Origin of the sequence: Polaromonas sp. YR568 (genome assembly GCF_943371715.1) — a bacterium.
In the GTDB taxonomy this organism is placed as follows: domain Bacteria; phylum Pseudomonadota; class Gammaproteobacteria; order Burkholderiales; family Burkholderiaceae_C; genus Polaromonas.
This window is the reverse complement of sequence record NZ_CALRVW010000003.1, coordinates 263,442-285,452: the sequence shown is the minus strand read 5'-3', so window position 1 is coordinate 285,452 and position 22,011 is coordinate 263,442. Positions and strand designations below refer to the sequence as shown.

The 22,011-nt window shown below is 65.1% G+C and carries 23 protein-coding genes and 1 riboswitch; of the genes, 15 read left to right on the top strand and 8 right to left on the bottom strand.

What is annotated here, in order from left to right; genetic code table 11:
• The coding region (locus AAG813_RS04210) for a SulP family inorganic anion transporter (protein WP_341912127.1) at window positions 1-1,431 on the top strand (1,431 nt) is incomplete at its 5' end.
• A 58-nt stretch (window positions 1,432-1,489) separates the two neighbouring features.
• Here AAG813_RS04210 and AAG813_RS04205 read toward each other — a convergent pair.
• On the bottom strand, window positions 1,490-2,011 hold the full coding sequence (locus tag AAG813_RS04205; RefSeq protein ID WP_341912125.1) for an outer membrane protein assembly factor BamE: 522 nt from the start codon (window positions 2,009-2,011) through the stop codon (window positions 1,490-1,492).
• Between the two features lie 126 nt (window positions 2,012-2,137).
• On the opposite strand from AAG813_RS04205, the gene AAG813_RS04200 reads away from it, so the two are divergent.
• The 12 genes from AAG813_RS04200 (at window position 2,138) to panC (ending at window position 16,096) form a co-directional block, all read left to right on the top strand.
• A complete protein-coding gene (locus tag AAG813_RS04200; protein ID WP_300511720.1) occupies window positions 2,138-2,362 on the top strand; it encodes a DUF3460 family protein in 225 nt (74 codons plus the stop codon).
• Window positions 2,363-2,526: 164 nt separating this feature from the next.
• Window positions 2,527-3,324, top strand: coding sequence for a ScpA family protein (locus tag AAG813_RS04195; RefSeq protein WP_341912146.1), 798 nt, complete (start codon window positions 2,527-2,529; stop codon window positions 3,322-3,324).
• A gap of 329 nt (window positions 3,325-3,653) precedes the next feature.
• Window positions 3,654-5,408, top strand: a complete 1,755-nt coding sequence (locus AAG813_RS04190) for a ShlB/FhaC/HecB family hemolysin secretion/activation protein (protein ID WP_341912122.1) — start codon at window positions 3,654-3,656, stop codon at window positions 5,406-5,408.
• Window positions 5,409-5,455: 47 nt separating this feature from the next.
• The gene (locus tag AAG813_RS04185; RefSeq protein ID WP_341912120.1) at window positions 5,456-7,690 is read left to right on the top strand and encodes a filamentous hemagglutinin N-terminal domain-containing protein; all 2,235 of its coding nucleotides are present in this window, start codon (window positions 5,456-5,458) and stop codon (window positions 7,688-7,690) included.
• 357 nt (window positions 7,691-8,047) lie between these two features.
• Window positions 8,048-8,593 (top strand): L,D-transpeptidase, encoded by a 546-nt coding sequence (locus tag AAG813_RS04180; RefSeq protein ID WP_341912119.1) that lies wholly within the window; start codon window positions 8,048-8,050, stop codon window positions 8,591-8,593.
• A 75-nt stretch (window positions 8,594-8,668) separates the two neighbouring features.
• A riboswitch (TPP riboswitch) is annotated at window positions 8,669-8,782 on the top strand.
• A gap of 93 nt (window positions 8,783-8,875) precedes the next feature.
• Window positions 8,876-10,777 (top strand): phosphomethylpyrimidine synthase ThiC, encoded by a 1,902-nt coding sequence (thiC, locus tag AAG813_RS04175; RefSeq protein ID WP_341912117.1) that lies wholly within the window; start codon window positions 8,876-8,878, stop codon window positions 10,775-10,777.
• A gap of 36 nt (window positions 10,778-10,813) precedes the next feature.
• Window positions 10,814-11,890, top strand: a complete 1,077-nt coding sequence (thiO, locus tag AAG813_RS04170; protein WP_341912115.1) for a glycine oxidase ThiO — start codon at window positions 10,814-10,816, stop codon at window positions 11,888-11,890.
• Window positions 11,887-12,096 carry a sulfur carrier protein ThiS gene (gene thiS / locus AAG813_RS04165; protein ID WP_341912113.1) on the top strand — a complete coding sequence of 70 codons (210 nt, stop codon included), beginning with the start codon at window positions 11,887-11,889 and terminating at the stop codon, window positions 12,094-12,096. Before thiO ends, thiS begins: the two co-directional genes overlap by 4 nt.
• 84 nt (window positions 12,097-12,180) lie before the next feature.
• Window positions 12,181-12,960 (top strand): thiazole synthase, encoded by a 780-nt coding sequence (locus tag AAG813_RS04160; protein WP_341912111.1) that lies wholly within the window; start codon window positions 12,181-12,183, stop codon window positions 12,958-12,960.
• Complete coding sequence (locus tag AAG813_RS04155; RefSeq protein WP_341912109.1) at window positions 12,957-14,168, top strand: thiamine phosphate synthase; 1,212 nt, start codon at window positions 12,957-12,959, stop codon at window positions 14,166-14,168. Before AAG813_RS04160 ends, AAG813_RS04155 begins: the two co-directional genes overlap by 4 nt.
• A 20-nt stretch (window positions 14,169-14,188) precedes the next feature.
• Window positions 14,189-15,082, top strand: a complete 894-nt coding sequence (gene panB, locus AAG813_RS04150) for a 3-methyl-2-oxobutanoate hydroxymethyltransferase (RefSeq protein WP_341912107.1) — start codon at window positions 14,189-14,191, stop codon at window positions 15,080-15,082.
• A gap of 165 nt (window positions 15,083-15,247) precedes the next feature.
• Window positions 15,248-16,096 (top strand): pantoate--beta-alanine ligase, encoded by an 849-nt coding sequence (gene panC / locus AAG813_RS04145; protein WP_341912105.1) that lies wholly within the window; start codon window positions 15,248-15,250, stop codon window positions 16,094-16,096.
• 121 nt (window positions 16,097-16,217) lie between these two features.
• On the opposite strand, the gene AAG813_RS04140 is transcribed toward panC, so the two are convergent.
• Genes AAG813_RS04140 through AAG813_RS04130 form a run of 3 tightly spaced genes read right to left on the bottom strand, consistent with a single transcriptional unit; the run spans window position 16,218 to window position 17,383 of the window.
• Window positions 16,218-16,595: a hypothetical protein gene (locus AAG813_RS04140; RefSeq protein WP_341912103.1), complete on the bottom strand. Its 378-nt coding sequence runs from the start codon at window positions 16,593-16,595 to the stop codon at window positions 16,218-16,220.
• On the bottom strand, window positions 16,588-17,031 hold the full coding sequence (locus tag AAG813_RS04135) for a phage holin family protein (protein WP_341912101.1): 444 nt from the start codon (window positions 17,029-17,031) through the stop codon (window positions 16,588-16,590). The genes AAG813_RS04140 and AAG813_RS04135 overlap by 8 nt, the downstream gene beginning before the upstream one ends.
• Window positions 17,032-17,077: 46 nt before the next feature.
• Entirely contained in the window at window positions 17,078-17,383 is a 306-nt protein-coding gene (locus tag AAG813_RS04130) for a DUF883 family protein (RefSeq protein WP_341912099.1), read from the bottom strand.
• 179 nt (window positions 17,384-17,562) lie between these two features.
• Between AAG813_RS04130 and AAG813_RS04125 the strand changes: the two genes are divergently transcribed.
• Window positions 17,563-17,919, top strand: coding sequence for a hypothetical protein (locus AAG813_RS04125; RefSeq protein WP_341912097.1), 357 nt, complete (start codon window positions 17,563-17,565; stop codon window positions 17,917-17,919).
• A gap of 629 nt (window positions 17,920-18,548) precedes the next feature.
• Here the strand turns inward: AAG813_RS04125 and AAG813_RS04120 are convergent.
• The 4 genes from AAG813_RS04120 to AAG813_RS04105 all read right to left on the bottom strand — a co-directional run bounded on the left by AAG813_RS04120 (window position 18,549) and on the right by AAG813_RS04105 (window position 20,939).
• The gene (locus tag AAG813_RS04120) at window positions 18,549-19,598 is read right to left on the bottom strand and encodes an NAD(P)H-dependent glycerol-3-phosphate dehydrogenase (RefSeq protein ID WP_341912095.1); all 1,050 of its coding nucleotides are present in this window, start codon (window positions 19,596-19,598) and stop codon (window positions 18,549-18,551) included.
• Between the two features lie 42 nt (window positions 19,599-19,640).
• Window positions 19,641-20,108, bottom strand: coding sequence for a protein-export chaperone SecB (gene secB, locus AAG813_RS04115; protein ID WP_341912093.1), 468 nt, complete (start codon window positions 20,106-20,108; stop codon window positions 19,641-19,643).
• A 123-nt stretch (window positions 20,109-20,231) separates the two neighbouring features.
• Window positions 20,232-20,489, bottom strand: coding sequence for a glutaredoxin 3 (grxC, locus tag AAG813_RS04110; RefSeq protein ID WP_341912090.1), 258 nt, complete (start codon window positions 20,487-20,489; stop codon window positions 20,232-20,234).
• Between the two features lie 39 nt (window positions 20,490-20,528).
• Window positions 20,529-20,939 (bottom strand): rhodanese-like domain-containing protein, encoded by a 411-nt coding sequence (locus tag AAG813_RS04105; protein WP_341912088.1) that lies wholly within the window; start codon window positions 20,937-20,939, stop codon window positions 20,529-20,531.
• A gap of 187 nt (window positions 20,940-21,126) precedes the next feature.
• Between AAG813_RS04105 and gpmA the strand changes: the two genes are divergently transcribed.
• A complete protein-coding gene (gene gpmA / locus AAG813_RS04100; RefSeq protein WP_341912087.1) occupies window positions 21,127-21,870 on the top strand; it encodes a 2,3-diphosphoglycerate-dependent phosphoglycerate mutase in 744 nt (247 codons plus the stop codon).
• Window positions 21,871-22,011: the final 141 nt, after the last annotated feature.

Here is a 22,011-nt window from a genome sequence, read left to right as displayed (position 1 = left end):
GGGCCGGCCGGCGCCTTCATCGTGATCGTCTACGGCATCGTCGAGCAATACGGCCTGCCCAACCTGCTGATCTCCACCGCCTGCGCCGGCGTGCTGCTGTTCCTGCTCGGGTTTCTCAAGATGGGCACCCTGGTGCGTTACGTCCCGGTCAGCATCGTGGTCGGTTTCACCAACGGCATTGCCGTGCTGATTGCGCTGTCGCAGCTCAAGGACCTGCTGGGCCTGCAGATTGCCAAGATGCCGGCGGACTTTTTCTCGCAGATCAAGGCCCTGGCCAACCACCTGGACTCCTTCAACGCCAGTGCCCTGGGCCTGGGCGTGGTCTGTTTTCTGGGCCTGGTGCTCTGGCCCAAACTGTTTGCCATCCGCCCCGGCGCGGGCAATGGCCTGGCCGCGCGCCTGATCAAGCGGGTGCAGGTGGTCGAGGGCCTGCAACTGATGGGGGCCACCCGGGTGGTGTCGCGCGTGCCGGGACCGGTGGTGGCGCTGATCACGCTGACGGCCTTTGCCTGGCTGCTGGGTCTGCCGGTGGACACCATAGGTTCGCGTTTTGGTGGTATTCCGCGTGCCCTGCCGGCCTTTGCGCTGCCCGATTTTTCCTGGGACACGGTGCGGCTGCTGCTGCCGCCCACGCTGACCATCGCCGTGCTGGGCGCGGTGGAGTCGCTTCTGTGCGCGCGGGTCGCCGACCAGATGTCCGGCCTGCCCAAACATGACCCCAACCAGGAACTGATGGCCCAGGGCGTGGCCAACTTCGTCGTGCCTTTTTTCGGCGGCATGCCGGCCACCGGCACCATCGCCCGCACCGTGACCAACCTGCGCGCGGGCGCCACCTCCCCGGTCGCCGGCCTGGTGCATGCGCTGATGCTGGTGGCGGTGGTGCTGATCGCCGCGCCGCTGGCCGTGCATGTGCCGCTGGCCGTGCTGGCGGGCCTGTTGCTGCATGTGGCGTGGAACATGGGCGAGTGGCGCGAGTTTGCCCACCTGCGCCAGTACAGCAACCACTACCGGCTGCTGATGCTGGGAACCTTCTTCCTGACGGTGGTGTTTGACCTCACGGTGGCGCTGCAGGTCGGCATGCTGCTGGCCTGCGTGCTGTTTGTGCAACGCATGAGCAGTCTGTTCCAGGTGGTGGAGACCGCACGCACCGACGACAGCATCCACTTCCAGCTCTACGGTTCGCTGTTTTTTGGCGCAGTCGCCAAGATCGACCCGGTGCTGTCGGTGGTGGAAAGCGCCCCGCAGGGCCTGCTGGTGCGCCTCGATGCCCAGTCGCTGCAGTCGCTCGATGCCTCCGGGCTGGATGTGCTGGGTCAGTTGCACAAGGCCATCGTGCTGCGCGGCGGCCGGCTGGTGATCTCCGGCCTGAACGCCCAGCCGCGTGCAGTCATGGCGCGTTCGGGTTTTCTGGCGAAGGTGGAAGAACTATGAAAATGATAGCTACCTGCGCTTTTCTCATAAGGGCTACAGCCCTTTTTGGCACCTGACTTCAGCGGCTGGGGCCGCTCGGCCCGGTTACCTCCGCATCGACCGAGGCGGTGCGCACGACGCGCAGGTCCCGGTCAAACACCACGGTGAAAATTCTCGGCGTGACCGGGGGCGACAGGTAACGCCAGTCGTAGTGGGTTTCCTGCTGCAGGGCGTACGGCGTGACCCGCATCGGCTTGCCCAGCATCTTGCGCACCTGCTCCATCGGCATGCCCGGCAGCACCAGCGCGAAGTTCTGCGGGGTCAGGACCTGGCGCAAGGCGCTCATCCTGCCGTCCGGGCCGATGGTGATCATGTAGTTGACCTGGCCTTCGGGCTGGCGGTTGTACTCCAGCGTACGCGCACCGGGCTGAGCGGCCACGCCGGGAAAGGGGTTGCCGGCCAGGTCGGCGGCTTCCCAGATTTTTTCGGGCTCACCGAAGCGGGCGCGCACATCGGCTTCGGTGGCCACGCCTTCCTCGAGTTCGGCGATGCGCTGCGGGTCGCAACCCACCATCCCCATCAATACCGACAGCAGTCCCATGAGAGCCCAGCTCCTTGTGTGCGCCCGGCCCGCCGCTGTGCGGCCTGCCCGGAAAACGAAAAAAGGCAGGCGCATGGTGGTCCCCGGTAAAATCAGTCAATTCAACACTTCAGGCAGTTTAGCCCCATGTCCATCTTCGCCCGTCCCCACTACACCTCGGAAGTGACCCTGTTCATTGAGGAACTCAAGGCGAAAAAACCCACACTGGAAGCCGAACAGCGCGCGGGCCGCGCGATCTGGTGGGACAAGAAGCTGGACCGTTCCGAGCAGGCCGACTACCAGGATGCCCGCGTGCCGCAGCAGCCCTATGTCTACGGCACCAGCGGCCACCCGAACAGCGAACAGTCCTGAGATCCATAGTCAAAAAGGCCTCCAGCCCTTTCTGGGTATGCGCTGGCAGCTATTGTTTTCATAGTAACTGACGCGACGATCCCACCCTCATGTCCACTATCACCGAACTGCCGCCCTCGCCTTCCGAGCCGGGTTCGCCGCCCGACGCGCTGGCGCTGGCCGGCATGCCCGGGGTGATCGACCAGGTCGCGCTGGCCCGCCTCTACGGCGAGCCGCTGTTCGCGATGCCGCAGGACCTGTACATCCCGCCCGACGCACTGCAGGTGTTTCTGGAAGCCTTCGAGGGCCCGCTGGACTTGCTGCTGTACCTGATCCGCAAGCAGAACTTCAACATCCTCGACATCCCGATGGCAGCCGTCACGCGCCAGTACCTGGTGTATGTCGACGAAATCCGCGCCACCAACCTGGAACTGGCCGCCGAGTACCTGCTGATGGCCGCGATGCTGATCGAGATCAAGTCGCGCATGCTGCTGCCGCCGAAAAAGGTCGCCGACGGCCAGGAGCCGGAAGACCCGCGCGCCGAGCTGGTGCGCCGCCTGCTGGAATACGAGCAGATCAAGCTGGCCGCGCACAAACTCAACGACATCCCGCAGTTCGGCCGAGACTTTCTGCGCGCCCAGGTCTATGTGGAGCAGGCGCTGCAGCCGCGTTTTCCGGACGTCACCGTGGTCGACCTGCAGGAAGCCTGGCGTGACATCGTCAAACGCGCAAAACTGGTCCAGCACCATGTGATCTCGCGCGAGGAGCTCTCGGTGCGCGAACACATGAGCATCGTGCTGCGCAAGCTGCAGGGCCAGAAGTTCGTCGAGTTCGAGCACCTGTTTGAAACCGCCCGCGGCATGCCGGTGCTGGTGGTGACCTTCATTGCCCTGCTCGAACTCTCCAAGGAAGGCCTGATCGACGTGACCCAGGCCGAGGCTTACGCACCAATCTACGTGCGCCTGGCCTACACGCCGGCCTGATCGGTTCAGGCCTTGTCGGTGCGGGCGTGCCGGCCGCCGTGGATGGCTGCTCCCGCCGCATGCCAACGATTTTTCACGCCCGACCCAATACGGACCTCGGTTGAGACTCGTTGGTCCAAACTGACCGCCGCTGAGACAGGGGCACAGGAACTGACTCTTGCCGAAAGTCCCTGCTCCATGTCACATGACAAAACATCAATACTGTTAATTATTTGATGAAGTGTTGTTATTTATCAATAAAGTAGTTTCTTACTTTTTTTCAGCCTCCCCGCCTACATTTTTTAACACTAAAAGTATTCATGATGACTTGATAACTCAAGGTCAACACCATGCACCAGACGCACCGCCCCGACCGGGCAATCGGCACCCATTTGTCCACCGCTCCCCGGCGCTGCGATTCCTGGCGTTTTCCCCTGAACAAAAGCCTGGTGCCGTTTGCGCTCCTGGTGCTCAGCCAAAGCCTGCTGGCCCAGCAGATTCCCGGCGCCGGCAGCCAGATGCAGCAGATTCCTGCAGCGCCGGCACCCCAAAAAGCACCGCCTGAAATCCGCATCGAAAGAGGCACCCCGCCGGTCGCCTCCACCGCGGATGAGGCAAAAATCCTGGTCCGCAGCCTGCGCGTCACCGGCGCAAAAGCCTATAGCGAAGCCGAGTTGCTCGCGATCACCGGCTTCATCCCGGGAACAGAGCTGACACTGACCGATCTGCGCGCCATGGCGTCGAAGATCACGACCCACTACGCCAAAAACGGTTATTTCGTGGCCCGGGCTTACCTGCCCGCGCAGCAAATCGCAGACAACACCGTCACCATCGAGGTCAGCGAAGGCCAATACGGCAAGATCATCCTGCGCAACCAGAGCACGTTGTCCGACAATCAGGCCTACCGGCTGCTGAGCGGTCTGAACAGTGGCGACCCCATCACCAATGATCCGCTGGAAAGCCGCCTTCTGCTGCTGTCGGACACGCCGGGCGTGAATGTCAAATCGACGCTGGTCCCGGGCGCCATGCCGGGGACGTCCGATCTCATTGTTGACCTCACGCCGGGAAAACGCGTGAGCGGCAGCATCGATGTCGACAACGCCGGCAACCGCTACACCGGCGAGTACCGCGCCGGGGCGACCGTCAACCTCAACAATCCGCTGGGGCTGGGCGACCAGGCCAGCGTGCGTGCCGTCACCTCCGGCTCCGGGCTCAACTACGGTCGTGCGTCCTACCAGGTGCCCTTCGGAAAAACCACCGTGGGTGTCGCTTACAGCCGGCTCGAGTATGAACTGGGCAAGGAATTCGCCCCTCTTGGGGCCAACGGCACGGCAGAGATTGCCAGCATCTATGCCGTCCGACCGCTGATCCGTTCGCGCAACAACAACCTGTACGGCCAGCTCGCATACGAAGCCCGGACTTTCCAGGACAGGATCGATAACACCATCCCTCCATCCGTCACCGACAGGAAAGCGGACGTGTTGCTGGCCAGCCTGTATGGCGACCACCGCGACAATCTGGGCGGCGGCGGGATCAGCGCTTATTCGCTGACCTGGTCGATCGGCAACCTCGACATACAAACCCCGTCGGCGCTGGCTGCGGATGCAGCAAGCGCTCGCACCAACGGCTCCTACAACAAGCTCGCTTTCACCGCCACGCGGCTGCAGCGCGTCACCAACGTCGTGTCGCTGTATGGGTCCATCAGCGGGCAGGTCGCCTCGAAAAACCTCGACTCCTCGGAGAAGATGGACCTGGGCGGCATGAACGGTGTGCGCGCCTATCCACAAGGGGAGGCCTCCGGCGACCAGGGTTACCTGGTCAACCTCGAAGCCCGGCTGCTGCTGGCCGGACTCTCGGAACGCGTGCCGGGCCAGGTGCACCTGATCGGTTTTGTCGATGCCGGCAGCGTCACCATTCACAAAAACCCCTGGTTCACCGGGAACAACCACAGAAACCTCGGCGCTTACGGCGTGGGCGCCAGCTGGGGCGAGCCCGGCAACTTCCTCGTGAGGACGTATTACGCCCGCAAGCTCGGCAACGAAGAGGCGATCTCCGCCCCTGACAAATCAGGCCGGTTCTGGATCCAGGCCATCAAGTATTTCTGACATTTGCCAGCTTCCGCGCCCACCCGACAGCACACAAGGAATTACCCATGAACCGCATTCACCAATCCGTCTGGAGCAACAGCTCTGGCACCTTCGTCGCCGTGTCTGAAAACGCCGGCGGCGCAGGCAAGAAAAAATCCTCGTCCACGACGGGACGCCCCAGCGCCGCGAGCTTCGCCGTTACGGCCCTGTCCACCTGCCTGATGCTCGGCCTGGGTGCCTCGGCGTACGCCTTGCCCACAGGCGGTGTGGTGGCCGCCGGCGGCGCCACCATCGACAGCGGCGCGTCCAAGACGACCATCACGCAATCCACCGCCAGCACGGTGATCAACTGGCAGAGCTTTGGCATTGCCGCCGGCCAGACTGTGCAGTTCGTGCAACCCGGCAGCACCTCTGTGGCCCTGAACCGGGTCACGGGCACCGATGCTTCCAACATCATGGGCAGTCTCCAGGCCAATGGCAGGGTCTTTCTGCTCAACCCAAACGGCGTCCTGTTCGGTAGCGGCGCATCGGTGAACGTCGGCGGGCTGGTCGCCTCCACCATGAGTCTCAGCGATGCCAAATTCATGGCAGGCGACTATGGCTTCACCGACGCAGGAAGCGGCTCGGTCGTCAACCAGGGCAATATCACCGCGACCGATGGCGGTTACGTGGCGCTGATGGGAAAAACGGTCAGCAACCAGGGCGTGATTTCGGCCCGACTCGGTTCGGTGGCGCTTGCCGCCGGCAACGCCGTCACCATGGACGTGACCGGTGACGGCCTGCTCAATGTGTCGGTGGCGCAAGGTGCTGTCAACGCGCTGGTTGAAAACGGTGGCCTGATTCGCGCCGATGGCGGCAACGTCCTGCTGACGGCCCAGGCAGCCGGCAACCTGCTGCAAACCGCGGTCAACAACACCGGCGTGATCCAGGCGCAGACCATTGGCAACCGTAACGGCACCATCCTGCTGCTGGGCGACATGCAGAGCGGCACCATGAATGTCAGCGGCACGCTGGATGCCAGCGCGCCGAACGGCGGCAACGGCGGCTTCATTGAAACCTCGGCGGCCAACGTCAGAATCCGCGACGACGTGCGCGTCACCACCGCCGCGCCGCAGGGCCTGATGGGCACGTGGCTGATTGATCCGCAGGACTTCATCATCGGCGCAGGTGGCAACATTTCCGGCGCCACGCTGTCGGCCCAGCTGGTGAACAACAGCGTGAACATCACGACGGCACCCGGTACCGGCAACGGCGATATTTTTGTCAACGACGCCATCACCTGGACCGCCGCCGGCGCCCCGACGACCCTCACACTCACGGCGGCCCGGGACACCAACATCAATGCGGCCGTTACTGCCACCAACGGAAACTTTGTGGCCTGCTGCGGACGCGATGTCAACGTGAACGCCGCCATGACCACCACCAACGGAAGCATCCTGCTGAGCGCAGGACGCAATGTCAACGTCAATGCCGCGATCACCACCACCGATGGCAACCTCATGATGTGTGCGGCCAACGATGTCAATATCAGCAGCAAGATCACGGTGACCAACGGCACGCTGGATGCCACCCGCAGCCTGAGCCTGCCCCGCGGTCTGACCCTCAGCGCGGACACGGACGGCACAGGCCCTGGCGTCGCGGGCGGCACGGTGATCTTCGCGCCACTCGCACCACTGGTGACCGTGACCAACGCACCGGTCGTCATCACCTACAACCCGGTCTCGTACACCACGCCGACGGACTATTCGACCAAATTCACCTTGACCACGGGTGCGACGCTGACACAGCGCATGCTGGTGTTTCCCGATGTCACCCGATATTTCGACGGCACCAACAATGCCGTTCTCACCACACTCAAAGGCAACCCCGCCGGTGTAAGCCTGATTGCCGGCCCCGGGGCCACCGCCACTTTCGACAATTCAACCGCAGGAACGAACAAAGCCGTCACCTTCAGCGGCTATACGCTGGGTGGGCCGAATGCCAGCCAGTATGCTTTCGCGTCGAATTGCTGCGGGCCCATCGTCCAGAAAACCACCGCGACCATCAGGCCAGCGATTCTCCCGTCGACCGTCAGGGGTTTCAACCCGGATGGAAGTATCGACCTCCCGTATGTCGAACTGGCCATGCCGGCACTGGCCACCTTGGCCTCGTACCGGTCGGGGCTGATGCCAACCTACATGTCTGATGCTGGCGATGTGTTTTTTGTCACCAAGGAAGAAGTGGCGCCCACGGTGATCCCGTTCACCCCGCCGCCTCCGTACGTCGCGCCGCGTTATGCACCCCGGCCAGCGCGCAACTGACCACCGTGGACTTGGTGGGTCACTCGTGAAGCACAGGTGTCCGGCATGCCGATGCAAAACCATCCGATGCAGGTAGCAAAAGCACGCCGGCCGTCCGGCCTGAGACGGGCCGGGCTCTGCCTGGCGCTGCTGGCCGCAAGCCTTGCGTCTCCTGCGGCCTTTGCTGGGGGGGATGTGGGGCAGCCGCCTGGACCCACCCCGCCGTCAGTCAAGCCATCCGGCCCTGCCCTGGCCACCCCTGCTGCGCGAGACCTTGCGGCCAGTCAGCCCAGGCGCGCCCATTTCGGCCAGGAACGCGCGTCCCCGGAGGCCTCCCACATCGCTGACTGGGTCGTCCACTCCGGAGACAACCAGGGCATGCCCTTCATGATCGTGGACAAAGTACATGCGAAGGTGCTGATGTTCAATGCCGACGGCCGGCTGCAAGGCGCGACGCCTGCGCTGCTGGGCCTGGCGCGCGGCGATGACTCCGTGCCTGGCATTGGCGAGCGCATGATGTCGACTATTCGCCCCGAGGAGCGGACGACACCCGCCGGTCGTTTCGTCGCATCCCTGGACCGTGACATTCATGGCCAGGAAATGCTCTGGGTGGACTACGAGACGGCCATCTCGCTGCATCGCGTGGTCAAAGGCAAGCCCAGCGAACAGCGTGCGCAGCGCCTGAGCAGCGTCACCACCGATGACAACCGTGTTTCCTACGGCTGCATCAATGTGCCGGTGAATTTTTACGACAAAGTGGTGAGCCCGGCATTCACGGGAACAAACGGTGTCGTTTACGTCTTGCCGGAAACCCGGTCGGCGCGAGAAGTCTTCGGTTCCTACGACATCCGTGGAGACGCCCTCCAGGTGGCCAGGCAGCAAGCCGCCACACCGACGGACCTCTCTGCCGCCATCCGGAACTAGCCGCGGGCGAGTCCTTGCCAGTCGGGCATGCCGCCGAGCTCCGGAATCCTATGACGCGCCTCAGTGGACTAGAATGGCCATGCTCCGGGGTGCAACCCGACCATGGTGGTCGGGTCGCTGAGATGGCCAACCCAAACCCGTGAACTTGAATCGGTTCGTACCGACGTAAGAAGAGCTGACTGCCACCGGTCCCCGGCCCAGTCAACGACCCACACCACAGCGCTGGTGCGGGCCACACCTTCGGAGCATTTTGTGCCGCAACGCACGTCAAGGAATGCCCCGATGAACGCTCCCGACAAGTTCGCCCAGCTGCTGTCCCTCACCCGCGAGCCTTTCCCCGCCTCGCGCAAGGTCCACGTGCCCGGCCAGATCCATACCGGCCTTCGTGTGCCCATGCGTGAAGTCAGCCTGAGCAACGGCGAATCCGCCACGCTCTACGACACCTCCGGCCCTTACACCGACCCGGCCGCCGACATCGACGTGCGTCGCGGGCTGGAAGCCCTGCGCACGCCGTGGATCGAGGCACGCGGCGACACCGAGGTGTACGCCGGCCGTGCGGCCCAGCCGGTTGATGACGGTACGCGCCGCCAGGACCGCGATGATCCGCAAGACCCGGAAGCCCAGCGCATCGCGGCGCTGCGCACCCAGGCCGCCGGGCTGCAACGCGCGCCGCGGCGCGCCAAAACCGACGCCAATGTTACCCAGATGCACTATGCGCGCCGCGGCATCATCACGCCCGAGATGGAATACATCGCGCTGCGCGAAAACACGAAACGCGAATGGATGGCCGAATACCTCGGCGATGCCGAACGCGCAGCCCGTGTGCGTGGCAACCCCATGGGCGCACAGCTCCCCGCCTTCGTCACGCCCGAGTTCGTACGAGACGAAGTGGCGCGCGGCCGCGCCATCATTCCCGCCAACATCAACCACCCGGAAGTCGAGCCCATGATCATTGGCCGCAACTTCCTGGTGAAGATCAACGCCAACATCGGCAACTCGGCGGTCACCTCCAGCATTGAGGAAGAAGTCGAAAAACTGGTCTGGGCGATCCGCTGGGGCGCCGACAACGTGATGGATCTGTCCACCGGCAAAAACATCCACACCACGCGCGACTGGATCATCCGCAACTCGCCGGTGCCGATCGGCACGGTGCCGATTTACCAGGCGCTGGAAAAAGTCGGCGGCGTCGCCGAAGACCTGAGCTGGGAGATCTACCGCGACACGCTGATCGAACAGGCCGAGCAGGGTGTGGACTACTTCACCATCCACGCCGGGGTGCGCCTGCCCTTCATCCCGATGACGGCCAATCGCCGCACCGGCATCGTCTCGCGCGGCGGTTCCATCCTGGCCAAGTGGTGCATGTCGCACCACAAGGAGAACTTCCTGTACACGCACTTCGAGGAGATCTGCGAGATCATGAAGGCCTACGACGTGAGTTTTTCGCTGGGCGACGGCCTGCGCCCCGGCTCGGGTGCCGACGCCAACGACGAGGCGCAATTTGCCGAACTGCGCACGCTCGGCGAGCTGACCCAAATCGCCTGGAAGCACGATGTGCAGACCATGATCGAGGGACCCGGCCATGTGCCCATGCACATGATCCAGGCCAACATGGACGAGCAGCTCAAACACTGCCACGAGGCGCCTTTCTACACGCTGGGCCCGTTGACCATCGACATCGCGCCGGGTTACGACCACATCTCGAGTGCCATCGGCGCGGCCATGATTGGCTGGTTCGGCACCGCCATGCTGTGTTACGTCACGCCCAAGGAACACCTGGGCCTGCCGGACCGCAACGATGTCAAGCAGGGCATCATTGCCTACAAGATCGCCGCGCACGCCGCCGACGTGGCCAAGGGCCACCCGGCTTCGCGTGCACGCGACGAGGCCCTGTCGAAAGCCCGCTTCGAGTTCCGCTGGCATGACCAGTTCAACCTGTCGCTGGACCCGGACACGGCGCGCGAATTCCACGACGAAACCCTGCCCAAGGAAGTCAGCAAGGTCGCCCACTTCTGCTCCATGTGCGGACCGAAGTTCTGCTCCATGAAAATCAGCCAGGAAGTGCGCGAGTTTGCGGCGCAACAAGGGATTGCGGAAAACGCGGCGCTGGATCAGGGAATGCAGGCAAAATCGGCCGAGTTCCGCGAGGGCGGCAGCGAAATCTACATCCCGATCCAGAAGCGCTGAGCGTCTGGGCGCACCCAAAAAAAGGCGAACATCATCATGCACATCGGCATCGCAGGCGCAGGCCTGCTCGGGCGGCTGCTGGCCTTCGAGTTGTCCCGGGCCGGCCATTCGGTCGAGGTTTTTGACCCCGCGCCGGGTCCACAGCCCCCCGTCTGCGGCCCGGGCACGGCACCCTATGCGGCAGGCTGGACCGCCGCCGGCATGCTCAGCCCCACGGCAGAACTGGAGTCAGCCGACGAACATGTGTTCACGCTCGGCCTGCGTTCGCTGGAGCTGTGGCCGGCCATCGTGGCGGCCTTGGGCGTGCCGGTGGAACTGCACCGGCGCGGCAGCCTGCTGCTGGCGCACCGCGGCGACGAAGGCGCGGCGCACCGCGTGGTGGACCTGCTGCAGCACAAGGCGCCGGCCGGTCATGCGCCGCAGCGGCTCGACGCCGCGGCACTGCGCGAGCTGGAGCCCGACGTCCACGGCGTGGCGCACGCCTGGCTGCTGCCGCACGAGGGACAGATCCATACCGTGCAGGCGATGCAGGCCCTGGCCCATGCCGCCGGTGCGGCGGGCGCGCAGTGGCACTGGGGCGTGGCGGCAAGCCAGTTGCAGGCCGGCGAAATCCACACGCCACAAGGGATCAGCCGGTTCGACTGCGTGTTCGATGTGCGCGGCACCGGGGCCCGTCCCGCCCCCGCCGCCGTTGCACCCAACGACGGTTTCACGCCGCAGGTCCGCGGCGTGCGCGGAGAAATCATCTGGCTGCATGCGCCCGGCGTGGCGCTGCAGAGGCCGGTGCGCCTGCTGCACCCGCGGCACCGGGTCTACCTGGTGCCGCGCGAGGGCGGCCACATCGTCGTCGGTGCCAGCGAAATTGAAAGCGAGGACCGCTCGCCGATCTCGCTGCGCAGTACGGTCGAACTGCTGGCCGCGGCGCACAGCATCATTCCGGAATTGGCCGAAGCGCGTATCGTCCATAGCGAGACGAACCTGCGCCCGGCGCTGCCCGATAATCTTCCACGCGTCGAACAAAGCCCCGGGCTGGTCCGCATCAACGGCCTGTTCCGCCACGGCTGGCTGATTGCACCGGCGCTGGTCGAGCAAACGCTGCAACATCTGACATGACAACCATCAACATCACATTCAACGGCGAGGCCCGGCAGGTGCCGGGCGGCTGTACGCTGGCCGAGCTGCTGGAGGCCAGCGGACAGCCGGCGGCTTCGTTTGCCAGTGCGGTCAACGGCGAGTTTGTGGCACGCGACACACGCGCGCAAACCGTGCTCGCGGAAGGCGACGCGGTTTTCACCTTCCAGGCCATCACCGGAGGCTAGCCAATGACGACCCCCACGCTCTCTTCGCTCGCTGCCCCCCAAGGGGGCCTTCAGAGCCCTTCGGGCGGCCGTGCGGGCACTGCTATGACTTTTTCCATCGCAGGTACCGAACTGAACAGCCGCTTTTTTCTGGGCACCGCCAGCTACCCGTCACCACAGGTTCTGCAGGAGGCGATCGCGGCTTCGGGCGCGCAGGTGGTCACTGTCGGACTCAAGCGCCAGCTGGCGGCCGGTGGCGGCACACAGAACGACTTCTTTCAGCTCATCCGGGACAGCGGCGCCCGCCTGCTGCCCAACACCGCCGGCTGCCGCAGCGCACGCGAAGCCATCACCCTGTCGCAGATGGCGCGCGAGCTGTTTGGCACCAACTGGATCAAGCTCGAAGTGGTCGGTGACGAACACACGCTCCAGCCCGACCCGTTTGAACTGGTGACGGCGGCAGCCGAGCTGGTGCGCGATGGTTTTGAGGTGTTCCCCTATTGCACCGACGACCTCGTCAGCTGCCAGCGCCTGCTCGACGTCGGCTGCCGCATCCTGATGCCCTGGGGCGCACCCATTGGCTCGGGCCAGGGCCTGGTCAACCCCTACGCGCTGCGCACCCTGCGCGCCCGCCTGCCCGGGGTGCCGCTGATCGTGGATGCCGGCATCGGCTCGCCAGCCGACGCGGTGCAGGCCATGGAACTCGGTTACGACGCGGTGCTGCTCAACTCGGCCGTGGCCCATGCACGCGACCCGGTGCAGATGGCACGCGCCTTCAAGCTCGGCATCGAGTCCGGGCGCCTCGCGTACGAAGCCGGCATCATGGCCCAGCAGGACATGGCGGTCGCCTCGACCCCGGTCACCGGACGGCCGTTCACCCTATGACAGCGCGCGCCAACACTCCCTCGGTCTGGACCTTCACGGGCAACGCGAAGGAGATACAAGCGCTGCTGGCCGGCAGCGCGCAGCACCTGCCGCGTCCCGCCCTGCTCTGCCTGAACCGCAGTGAAGCAGCCACCTTGTTGGGCACAGCCGCACTGGACAACCCCGCGGCCGTGACACAGGCCGCAGCCCGTTTGCGCGCCGCCGTTGGCGAGGCGGTGGTGATCACGGGCGACGAAGCCGACTATGCCGACACGCCGCAGGCCAGTGGCTGGCTGGGTCCTTCCGCCGCGGCCGGACACCCCAAAAGCCACCCCGACGCGGGCGCAGTGTTCGCCAACGCTGCCGCACAGGCGCTGGCAAAGGGCTTTGTGGCCATGGAAGCCATCGTATTGGCCTGCATGGCGAGAAACGATGCCTTGAGCCAGCACACGGGGACGGGACCTGTGCAGCCGCGTCCCGACTTTGCGCAGCGTAGCGCCAACCTGCCGCACTTCAGCCTGCCCCGGTCCACGACGGTCAGTGGCTTTGCGGCGCTCAGCGACCCGGACCTGGGGCTGTATGCCGTGGTGGACAGCGCCGCCTGGGTAGCCCGTGTCGTGAGTGCGGGTGTGCGCACCGTGCAGCTGCGCATCAAGGACGCCGAGGCGTCGGAACATCGCGCCATGGTTCGCGAGCAGATCCGGGAGAGCATCCAAGCCGCCACGGCAGCCGGCGCCCAGCTGTTCATCAACGACCACTGGCAACTCGCCATCGAAGAGGGCGCCTACGGCGTGCACCTGGGCCAGGAAGACCTGCACGTCGCCGACCTGGCTGCGATCAAACAAGCCGGCCTGCGCCTGGGCATCAGCACCCATGCCTACTGGGAAGTCTGCCGCGCCTGGGCACTGCGGCCCAGCTACATCGCCTGCGGACCCATCCATCCCACCCAGGCCAAGGCCATGCCGTGGGTTCCGCAAGGCAACGACAACCTGGCCTACTGGTGCGCGCTGCTGCCGACCCCGGTGGTCGGCATTGCCGGCATGGACGTGGCGCGGACAGAACAGGCCGCACGGGCCGGTGCCGCCGGTGTGGCGGTGATCAGCGCCATCACTGCGGCAGCCTCGCCGGAAGCCGCCATCGAACAGCTGCAGCAGGCCGTGCAGCGCGGCCGCAGCCAGCCGCGGGTGACCGCACCGCTGCTGCCCCAGCCCACCCTGTTGCCCACCTGACCTGTCGCCAAGGCCCTGCCATGACCCAGCCCCCTGCCCAAGCTCCCGCCAGCGCCGCCAGCCCTTACGGCACACTGCCCCCCGCGCCGCCCGCGGCGGTACGCAAACCCGTCAGCCTGCCGCGCCTGCGCGAGATGCATGTGCAGGGCGAAAAAATCACCATGCTGACCGCCTACGACGCGACCTTTGCGGCCGTGGCCGATGCGGCCGGCATCGAATGCCTGCTGGTCGGCGATTCGCTGGGCATGGTCTGCCAGGGCCTGTCCAGCACCGTGGGGGTGACGCTGGAAACCATGCGCCACCACACCGAATGCGTGGCGCGTGGCCTGCGTAGGGCCCAGGCCACCGCCTGGCTGATCGCCGACCTGCCTTTTGGCAGCTACCACGAGTCGAAAGAGCAGGCACTGCGCAGCGCCGTGGTGCTGATGCAGGCCGGCGCCCACATGGTCAAGCTCGAGGGCGGCGGCTGGACCACCGAGACCGTGTTTTTCCTGGTCGAACGCGGCATTCCGGTCTGCGCCCACCTGGGCCTGACGCCGCAAACCGTGCATGCCCTGGGCGGCTACCGCGTGCAGGGCCGGGGCGACGAGGCCGCCGCTACCTTGACCAGCCAGGCCCACGCGTTGCAGGACGCGGGTGCGTCCATGCTGGTGCTCGAAATGGTACCGGCCGCGCTGTCGGCGGCGCTGACCAAGGAACTCACCCATTGCGCCACCATAGGCATAGGCGCCGGCGTGGGCACCGCCGGCCAGGTGCTGGTGTTGCACGACATGCTGGGCATGAACCTGGGGAAAATGCCGAAGTTCGTGCACAACTTCATGGCCGAAGCGCACAGCGTGCAGGGCGCCATGCAGGCCTATGTGCAGGCGGTCAAGCAAGGACGTTTCCCCGTTGATGCGCTGCACGCCTGGTGAAGATGCCCCCCACGTTCGCTCACTGCGTGTAGCTCTCTGCCCCCCGAGGGGGCGCTGCGCCTGCGGCCCGGCGGAGCCGGTTCCGCGGCCCTGGCTGGTAAAGAGAGAGTGCCCCACGCGAGTCGCTTGTATAGTCGCCCCTTTTGAACACGCCCTTCGCACCGCATGAAAATCGTTCACACCATCCCCGACCTGCGCGCCGCGCTGGCGCCTTTCGAGCACCCCGCCTTCGTGGCCACCATGGGCAACCTGCACGACGGTCACATCGCGCTGGTGAACCAGGCCAAACCGCTGGGCGACGTGACGGTGGCCAGCATTTTTGTGAACCGCCTGCAGTTTGCGCCGCACGAAGATTTCGACACCTATCCGCGCACCTGGGAGGCCGACTGCGACAAGCTGCAAGCCGCCGGCTGTGACGTGCTGTTTGCGCCGCGCGAAACCGACCTCTACCCCGAGCCGCAAACCTACAAGGTGCACCCGCCGGCCGAACTGGCCGACATCCTCGAAGGGCATTTTCGCCCCGGTTTTTTCATCGGCGTCAGCACCGTGGTGATGAAGCTGTTTTCCTGCGTGTTCGCCGGTAAGCCCGGGGGCACCGCGCTGTTCGGCAAGAAGGACTACCAGCAGCTGATGATCATCCGGCGCATGGTGCAGCAGTTTGCCCTGCCGATCACCATCGTCCCCGGTGAGACTCTGCGCGCTGCGGACGGCCTGGCGCTGTCCTCGCGCAACGGATACCTCAATGTCCAGGAGCGGACCGAAGCCGTGCACCTGTCCCTGGCATTGAAGGCGCTGGGCGAAGCCGCCAGGGCGCAGGGGCTGGACAAGCTCGATGCCCTGGAAGCCCAGGCCATGCAGGCGCTGACCGCCCGCGGCTGGGCACCCGACTACCTGACCGTGCGCCGCCGCGCGGACTTGCTGCCGCCCGGAATCAGCGGAGCAGCGGAAGCGCTGGTGGTGCTGGGTGCGGCCAGGCTGGGCACCACGCGGCTGATTGACAATCTGGAAATCTGAGGCCAGCCAGCAGTTTTTGGAATAAAAAGGCCTTCAGCCCAATAGATACGGGCGCAAGCAGCTATTTATTCAGGAGCACCCAAGGCGCGGTGAACGCGGACGCCGCCGCTCAGCCGCACGATCAGAAGGCCGGCGGCGGGGCGCCCTCGTCAGCCGGCCCGGTCGCAGGCTGGCGCTGATCTGCCAGCCACTGGTAGCCCTTCCACACCAGCAGGGCCGAACCCGCACCGAGCAGGGCGTAACGCAGCAGGGGCCGGCGCGCGCCGGCCAGCACCAGCGACAACACCGGGGCAATCAGCGGCGCACGCTTGAGCAGACCCAGCGCCAGCGGCAGACTTTTGCCGAGCATCCCTCCCGGGACCCCCCCTTTTTTGAGCACCGCCACCGACTGCCGCGCCGCACCGAGGGCCTGGACCAGTTCGGCGCGCTCGGTCGCCGAGTGCATCAGCAGCAACTGCTTTCTCAGCGCCCGCTGACTCTGGCTGGTGGCGCTATCCATGGCGGTCTCCGCCCTGCGGCATGGCACCGACCGAGGCGGCCTGCAGCGCCTCGCGGTCCTGCGCCATTTCGGCAAAAGTGGCCTGCAGGAAAGGCGGCCGCGTGGCCAGCGCGTGCCGCACGCGCCACCAGAACCAGCCGGCCAGCCCGAGGTACGCCGCTGCAAAAAATGCCAGCACCGCGACACGCTGCGCAGGATCCACGGCCAGCACCACCGTCAAGGTGACCGTCAGAACGCCGACCAGACCGAACACCAGCAGCCCCAGCAGGCTCAGCAACAGGCCGATCAGCCGCTGCAGTTCTTCCTCGAGCTCGACACCGGCCAGCGCCACGCGCGTGTGAGCCATGGACAGCGCCGTCAGGCCCAGCTGGCGCAGCGAGGCGAACAGGCGCGGCGGCGGGGGGCCGTCCTGGCGCTCGTGAGAGGGTGTGTTCATGGCAACAACAGGCACACCGGCAAGCCGGTGCTTCCCGCCATGGCAATCATGGTCTGCGGTTGACCAGCAGGCCGATCAGGAAACCGGCCGCGGCCGCGATCCCGACGGCCTTCCAGGGATGGGCGTGGACATACTCGTCCGTGACCTTGGCCGCTTCCTTGCCCTTGAGCAGCGCCGCTTCCTGCAGGCCGGTCAGTTTTTCGGTGGCGAGCTTGAGCTTGCCCGCAGCCTTTTCACGCAGCGCCGCCGCCGTTTCGCCAGTGGCAGCGGTGGCGGCCTTGAGCAGGTCCTCCACGTCGGTGAGGACCACTTTCATGTCGGTGATCAGTTTGTCCTTGCTGGTATTGTCCATGGCATGCTCCCAAGTGCGGTGGTAAAAAGTCAGGCATCGCGCGCGCCTTCGGCGAGTTTAGTCCCTTCCCAAAGCCGCAGGCTGCGCACAGGTTGAAACCTGCCGCGGACTTGATTCACCGCAATAATGCGGGCTGCAAAAATCCGGCAACCCCCTGATCAACCCACACCGAGCCCGCCATGGACCCCAACCTTCTGACCCCCCTGTTCACCCTGTTGGGCACGCTCGTCGGCGCTCTGGTGACCTTTGCGGTGAACCGGCAGCAGTTCAAGCACCAGATCCAGGCGCTGCAGCAGCAGTACCGGACCGAGTTCATGGCCGAGGAAACCGCACGCCATTTCCTGAGCCACAAAAGCTTCACCGACCGGTCCTTCGACGTGCTTAAAAAGCATCTGGGCGGTTTTGAAGACGACGAACTGCGCAAGATCCTGGTCCGCGCCGGTGCGGTGCGGACCTACCGCGATGACGACAGCGAGTGGTGGTACCTGCTGTCGCGCATGGGTGAGCGGATTGAGAAGATGCAACAACGGAGTTGAGCGGGTTCGCTAACCCGCGGATTTCATCGCCGGCATCACGCTGCGTTCCTGGTTCGTGCTGGACAGTAGGAGCAACTCCCCACTCCCTCCCCCCGCCCCTCCCTCGCCCCGCTGGGCGATGGCGGGGAGCTTCATTTGGCCGCGTGTGCTGCAAGCGCGTGCATACATGACAGTCCCGTGAGTCGGACATGACGCGCTTCGCGCGTCATGTCTCCCCGCGCCCGAACCCGCATTTATTCCCCCACCCGTCGGGCTGGGCCGAGGAGCGCAGCCGAAAGCGGATCAGGGCGCGCGAGTGTCTGAGCGTAGCGAGTTTGAGCTCGACCCCGCTTTCGGCGAGCACCGCAGGTTGCCCGTAGCGAAGCGAAGGGCCCCAGACCATCGGGTCGCCTTTCTTTTCCTTAGGTTTCTTTGGCGAAGCAAAGAAAAGTAAGTCGCCCGCCGGGGCGAGTCCCGGCTTGCAGGCACACCTCAAAGCGCGAGTTAGCAAGCATGGATCCCGGATCAAGTCCGGGATGACAAGTCATAAAAAATATTTGCTATAAATTCAATAGCTTCCTGCGCACACTGAATAAGGGCTGGAGCCACAAAACACCATCAACTGGAAACGGACCGAACCGCCGCAGCCCCTAACGCAGCTCAGCCGCCGGATCCCGTCCCATCAGCGCCGCCACCGCCTCAGCCGGCTTCACCAGCCCGTCCAGCAGCGCGACCACGCCTTCGGAAATCGGCATCTCGACACCGAGCCCTTGCGCGCGCTGCACCACCGTGCGGGCACAGTACACCCCTTCTGCCACATGGCCCAGCGAAGCAACGGCCTGCTGCAGGGTCTGGCCCTGAGCCAGGAGCAGGCCGACCTTGCGGTTGCGGCTGAGGTCGCCGGTGGCCGTCAGCACCAGGTCGCCCAGGCCCGACAGGCCAGTGAAGGTTTCGGCCCGCGCGCCCAGGGCCAGGCCCAGGCGCGTCATTTCGGCCAGGCCGCGCGTGATCAGCGCGGCGCGGGCATTGAGCCCGAGATTCAGCCCGTCGCACAGGCCGGTGGCGATGGCCAGCACGTTCTTGACGGCGCCGCCGACCTCGACACCGACGATGTCGTCGTTGGCGTAGATGCGCAGGGTCGGGCTGTGGAAGGCCGCCACCAGTGCGTCGCGCACTTCGGCGTGTTCGCTGGCCGCCACCAGCGCGGTCGGCTGGCCACGCGCCACTTCCTGCGCAAAGCTAGGGCCGCTGAGTGCGCCCGCTCTCAAATCAATAGCTACCTGCGCCCGTATTTCATGGGCCAGGAGCCCAAAAGGCTTGAAGGATAAGGCGGTAGCCGAAGGGGCAGGCAGTGGCGCTTCAAACCCCTTGCACAGCCAGGCCACCGGTACGCGAACGTTCTGCATGCGCTGCAACATGCTGCGCAAGGCCGCGATCGGCGTGGCGATGACGATCAGGTCCTGCTGCGCCAGCACGGCGTCCAGCGAGGCGTCGGAGCCGCCCGCCAGCAACAGGGCATCGGGCAAGGCGATGCCGGGCAGGTAGCGGGTGTTGAGCCGCTGCGCCTGCATTGCCGCCAGCTGCGCGGCGTCACGCGCCCACAGGGTCACCTGATGCCGCGCAGAGGTGCCGCCTGCATGGGCCGCGCTGATGGCCAGCGCCGTGCCCCAGGCACCCGCGCCAATGACGGCAATTTTCATGGGAATGAGAAGGCGAGGGGCAATGCCAGCACCACGGCGCCCTTAAACGATGATTTGCGGGGCTTCCTGGGCTGCCGAGGCTGCCGCGGCCTGCTGCTGCTCGAACATGGCCTGGAAGTTGATCTCCGCCAGGTTGACAGGCGGGAAACCGCCGCGCTGGATCACGTCTGCCACATTGCCGCGCAGGTAGGGGTACACGATTTGCGGGCAGGCAATGCCCAGCACCGCGTTGAGCTGCTCGGGCGCCATGTTGCGGATCTCGAAGATGCCGGCCTGCTTGGCTTCGACCATGAACACGGTCTTGTCTTCGATCTTGGTGTGCACCGTGGCGGTCACGCTGACTTCGTAGAGGCCGTCGGCGATCGGGGTCGCCTCGACGCCGAGCTGGATATCGACCGCGGGCTGCTCCTGATTGAGCAGGATTTCGGGAGAATTGGGCTGCTCCAGCGACACGTCCTTGAGGTAAACGCGCTGGATCTGGAACACGGGATCAAGGTTGGCTTCGGCCATGGTGGTCTTTCGGATTGCTTGAAAAATAAAAGCCCGCTGGACAGCAGGCACGGCACATTATCCCTGTTCGGCCCACCGTCCCCGGGCAGCGTCGCCCGACGAGCGGTCGGGCGGCCTGGGCGCTCAGCCAGCCAGCAGGGGCAGCAGGCCGCCACGGCCGTCCAGCGCCATCAGGTCATCGCAACCACCCACATGGGTCTGGCCGATGAAGATCTGGGGCACGGTCCGGCGACCGGTGATGTCCATCATTTTCTGGCGCTCGTCCGGTTGCAGGTCAACGCGGATCTCCTCGATCTCGGCCACGCCGCGCTGCTTGAGCAATTGCTTGGCCTGAATGCAGTAAGGGCAGGAGGCGGTCAGGTATATCTTCACAGGGGACATCGAAATCTCCGGGTCGGGTCAATGGGCAGCGGCAGGTTTTCAGGCCTTCTCGATGGGAAGGTTAGCCTCTTTCCACGATTTCAGCCCGCCCGACAGGCATTGGGCCTGCTCGTAACCGAGCTTCTTGGCGATCGCCAGCGCCCGGTTCGCGCGCGCGCCGGAGGCACACACCAGAATCAGCGGGAGCGCCTTGTTTTTCACGGTGGCCGGCAGTTTTTCCTCGAATTGTCCCAGCGGCAGGTTCTTGGCGCCGGCGACGTGGCCCGCGGCAAATTCCGTCGCCTCACAGACATCGATGACCACGGCCTTCTCACGGTTGATCAGCTGCACGGCGCCGGCGGCGCTGAGCGAACCGGCTGCCATGCCGCTGGAAATCAGGGGCCAGAGCAGCATGCCGCCGGATGCCAGCGCAATGGCGATGAGCATCCAGTTGTCGATGAGAAATTTCACTGTAAGTCCTTCTTGGGTATTGCAATTAAGGAGTGATTTTAGAATGCAGGGAGCGCTGCCGGCTTTCCCTGGGCTTTCTCTGATGCCTGCCGCAGTCTTTGCCCGCCCTTTTGGACACTTTTTTTTCGCCCCGGGCGCCCCGTCGGGACCCTCCCCTTTTTCCAACTTCACGAAGCTGCCTCACACCATGTACAAACTTGTGCTCATCCGCCACGGCGAATCAACCTGGAACCTGGACAACCGCTTCACCGGCTGGACCGATGTGGACCTGACCGCCACCGGCGTGCAGCAAGCCGTCAACGCCGGCCGGCTGCTCAAAAAGGAGGGTTACGACTTTGACCTGGCCTACACCAGCGTGCTCAAACGCGCCACGCGCACCCTGTGGCACACGCTCGACGAGATGGACCGCACCTGGTTGCCGGTGGTTCACAGCTGGCGCCTCAACGAGCGCCACTACGGCGCCCTGCAGGGCCTGAACAAGGCGGAAACCGCCAAAAAATATGGCGACGAGCAGGTCCTGATCTGGCGCCGCAGCTACGACGTGCCGCCGCCACCGCTGGAGCCCAACGATCCGCGCTGCGAACGCGATGACCCGCGCTACGCCAAACTGAAACCCGGCGAGGTGCCGCTGACCGAATGCCTGAAAGACACGGTGGCCCGGGTGCTGCCCTTCTGGAACGAGTCCATGGCGCCGGCCATCCAGGCCGGCAAGCGCATTGTGGTCGCGGCCCACGGCAACTCGATACGCGCGCTGGTGAAGTACCTCGACAACATTGCCGACAAGGACATCGTGGGCTTGAACATTCCCAATGGCATTCCGCTGGTGTATGAGCTCGATGCCAGCCTCAAACCGCTGCGCCACTATTACCTGGGCGACAGCGAGGCGATTGCCAAAGCCGAGGCGGCGGTCGCCGCCCAAGGCAAGGCCTGAGCCCGCGGAGCGCTGACAGCGCCCCGCTGGCACTCCCGTGTCAACGTGAGGTAAAGCTGGCCCGTTTTTGAAACATTTCAGCCGGCTGGCGCCAGAGGCAGCGCCGGCTGCGGGAACTGTTAGCCAAGGCCTTTCTCCAAG